Consider the following 3,144-nt stretch of genomic DNA (forward strand, 5'->3'; position numbering starts at 1 on the left):
GCCGGCCGTCCTGGCCTTACAGGAATTTGGTGATTGGAGCACTAGAATTTCCTGTACGACCTGTTGAGTCCTTTCCTGGGCATCCATGTCCCAGTCGTGGAAATCCACTTTCTCTCAGATCGCAGGCAAATAATGTCGAATAGACAACCCCGCGTAAACCCCCAAATCAGGCTAATTTTGTAGGAATCTTCCACAATTCGTGTAGGCCCAGGCCTACACGCGGGTTTTACCCCAGAATTATGCCTGTTTGAATCCCATTAACATGCGACGCGAACAGAGCTCGAACACATCCAGAATTGCTATCTGCAAGCCGTATGCCGTGCCTAGAAACACCCCATAGCCCTGACACGCAAGCATGCGCCACGCACGCAACTGGGGTCACGCACACTGGCTACGAAAAAGATAGTAGTGGGGATTTACTGACAGAAAGAAGGAACGAAGAAAATCGATCCGAGAAAAGATGGAGCCGTACACCACAAATCCCTGTGATGCCGGCTCCGGCTCAAGTCCGCCTCCTTGCAGACGAATTGAGTTTAGAACACAAAAATTGAAAATCCAGACTTGATATGGCTATTTTTCGAGAATTGATTCACAAAAATACCATTTATCAAACACCCACCGGTGTCAATCCGCCGACAGGTACAGACGCGCAAACTGCGCTTGCCCCTTGAAATAGTTTCGGCCAAGCCGAGCCGCCGCTTCACGCATTCGAGGCTCTCGACCCATAGCGACCACCTGGTGATCCCGCCTGCCGCATCGGACATGGCTCAAGAATCGCTGCGCATCGATATTCAATCGAGCCAATATCGACGGCATGCCCGCTGGTATCGCACCGCGCTTGTCCTCCCGAATCGCCCGCCCACACCAGTCCACCAATTCCAGATAATCAGGTGTCGAAAACACGAAATCATTCGCGTGCCCACCCGATTCACATGCATCGAGGCTCACCAGATCCGGACATGCCTGCAGAGATTCCCGCGCGGAGCCATCACCCACCGAAAGCTCAAGAATACGCTGTCGCACCGAGGTGAAATTCGAATCCTCCGGTGTGTACGCCATCCCCGCCCGTATGGGATTGAGATCCACGTAACTCATGCAAGTCAGCACAGCCGCCTCGTCCAGCAGGGCCTGGCACTTGAATCGTCCCTCCCAGAACCGCCCCTTACAGCCGTCCTCCTGGTTGGCGCGGCGGGCCAGATGCTCATTCAGACTGCGCATGAACCAGGACAGATCCACCAGGCGCGAGCGCCATTCTGCAATCACACGCCGTGCCGCATCCCGCTCCGCATCGCTCACGCGTTCACCCCTCAGCACACGGTCAACCAGCACAGGGCGTGAATACAACCTGGCCCAGCGAGCGGCAACTTCATCATCGCTCCACTCCCCGGCCCGCCCCGAATCGACTCTCAGCACCAGATGATAGTGATTGGACATGACCGCGTACGCACAGACTTCCACTGCGAAGATGATCTGAAGCTCACGCACACGCTCCAGCACCCAGCCACGTCGATGCTCGAAGTCCCTGCCCGAGTGCGCATCCCGCCCACAAAGAAACGCCCGCCGCACGCAGCGGCTGATGCAATGGTAGTAAGAGGTGGTTTCCAGATGAACGAGTTCCCTTCTGGCTCTGGTCATTGGGCGCTCCCTGTCCCACACAGATTTGATTTGAACCTAGTCGCCTGTCGGCAGGCTGTCAGGCGATGGCGGGTGTCCTGACTTTTGTCCTGATTCTTGCCACGGATTGAACACACGAATACCACAATTCACAAAATCGTTCACATTTCGCGTCGCAATGTCCGCATCCCGCGAACGCGCAATACCCGCGATCTGCGCATCATACTGGGAAATCGGTCTACCTGATTGACGCCGCTGAACAGCGATCTGTGCGTATGCATGTGCAGCATCTTCATCGAAGGGCAAAATACGCCCATGAAAATCCATGGCAAACATATCCTCAACCGCCGACATCAACCCATCACGTCTACGCCCCGACGGCAATAGACGTACACCATAAAAGATTTCTGCTTGTGTCACCGTTGTGGTGTAAAGACTGGATGCAGGCTGAGTTGATAGCCAACGCAGAACCCCTTTGTGGGGCTTTGCGCCCATCAGCTCCGAAAGCACATTGGTATCAAGAACAATCATGTGCCCGGCGTAGGTGGTTCGCGCACAGGCTCTCGCGAGGGTATTTCCAGAACCACGTCACCAAAATCAGAAAACCTGCTGCGAATGCGCTCCCCAAGATCACCTCGCGGCATCACATCCTCCGCCAGTGCGGTTCGCAGCATTTCGCGCACCTCATCCTCCATGGATCGACGATGCTGAGCCGCTCGAATCCTCAAGCGCACTTTCAACTCTTCATCCAAGTTTCGAATCGTAATACTGGCCATCGCGCAACACCCAATGCAATCATTGATTGCATCATATTCCCGGCGACCAGTACCTTCAAGCCCCCCCAGATGATTGGGATGATGGGTGTCCCAAAGCACCGATGCCCAGATGACTGGGATGATGGGTGTCCCAAAGCACCCTCAAACGGATGATGGGTGTCCCAAAGAGTACCCGTGCCGTGGATGATGGGTGTCCCAAAGTACCCCTGTTGATCTTCTACCGATTTATCTCGGCGCACTGGGTGTCCCAAAGTACCGTCATTGGGATGATGGGTGTCCCAAAGTACCGTCACAGTCAAACAGATGATGGGTGTCCCAAAGTACTCCAAAGTAACCAATGGGTGTCCCAAAGTATCCCCACCAATCGTGCGGATTATGGGTGTCCCAAAGTACCAGGGTGTCCCAAAGAAAGCGAGCTGACAGTCAATCGGATGATGGGTGTCCCAAAGTACCTGGTGTCCGGCAAGATGATGGGTGTCCCAAAGTACCGCTCCCGCCAATCGGATGATGGGTGTCCCAAAGTACCCCGCCCAAAACGCCCGGATTATGGGTGTCCCAAAGTACCAACCAAAGTACCGCCAATCGGATGATGGGTGTCCCAAAGTAACCCCTCCCAAAGTACCAATCGTCAAACAGATGATGGGTGTCCCAAAGTACTTCCGGGTCTTCGCGGATTAGTGTGGGTCATTTTCTGCATATTTAGGCAGAGGCGGCAGGAAGGCGGCGATGATCTTGAGCTTGAGATACTCTTCGT

General features: G+C 54.4%; 3 protein-coding genes. All 3 read right to left on the reverse strand.

Annotation, left to right across the window (positions count from 1 at the left end):
- Positions 1–624 precede the first annotated feature (624 nt).
- Genes D580_RS0114870 through D580_RS17090 form a run of 3 tightly spaced genes read right to left on the reverse strand, consistent with a single transcriptional unit; the run spans position 625 to position 2,390 of the window.
- Positions 625–1,635: a transposase gene (locus D580_RS0114870; protein WP_018955150.1), complete on the reverse strand. Its 1,011-nt coding sequence runs from the start codon at positions 1,633–1,635 to the stop codon at positions 625–627.
- A gap of 36 nt (positions 1,636–1,671) precedes the next feature.
- A complete protein-coding gene (locus tag D580_RS16465; RefSeq protein ID WP_081617302.1) occupies positions 1,672–2,145 on the reverse strand; it encodes a type II toxin-antitoxin system VapC family toxin in 474 nt (157 codons plus the stop codon).
- On the reverse strand, positions 2,142–2,390 hold the full coding sequence (locus tag D580_RS17090) for a FitA-like ribbon-helix-helix domain-containing protein (RefSeq protein ID WP_081617303.1): 249 nt from the start codon (positions 2,388–2,390) through the stop codon (positions 2,142–2,144). The genes D580_RS16465 and D580_RS17090 overlap by 4 nt, the downstream gene beginning before the upstream one ends.
- Between the last annotated feature and the right edge of the window lie 754 nt (positions 2,391–3,144).

The organism is Thioalkalivibrio sulfidiphilus (assembly GCF_000377945.1).
Classification (GTDB): domain Bacteria; phylum Pseudomonadota; class Gammaproteobacteria; order Ectothiorhodospirales; family Ectothiorhodospiraceae; genus Thioalkalivibrio_A; species Thioalkalivibrio_A sulfidiphilus_A.

Excerpts from the sequence above, each read along its gene's own strand:
- D580_RS0114870 (WP_018955150.1), bottom strand. The coding sequence starts at position 1,635 with ATGACCAGAGCCAGAAGGGAACTCGTTCATCTGGAAACCACCTCTTAC.
- D580_RS16465 (WP_081617302.1), bottom strand. The coding sequence starts at position 2,145 with ATGATTGTTCTTGATACCAATGTGCTTTCGGAGCTGATGGGCGCAAAG.
- D580_RS17090 (WP_081617303.1), bottom strand. The coding sequence starts at position 2,390 with ATGGCCAGTATTACGATTCGAAACTTGGATGAAGAGTTGAAAGTGCGC.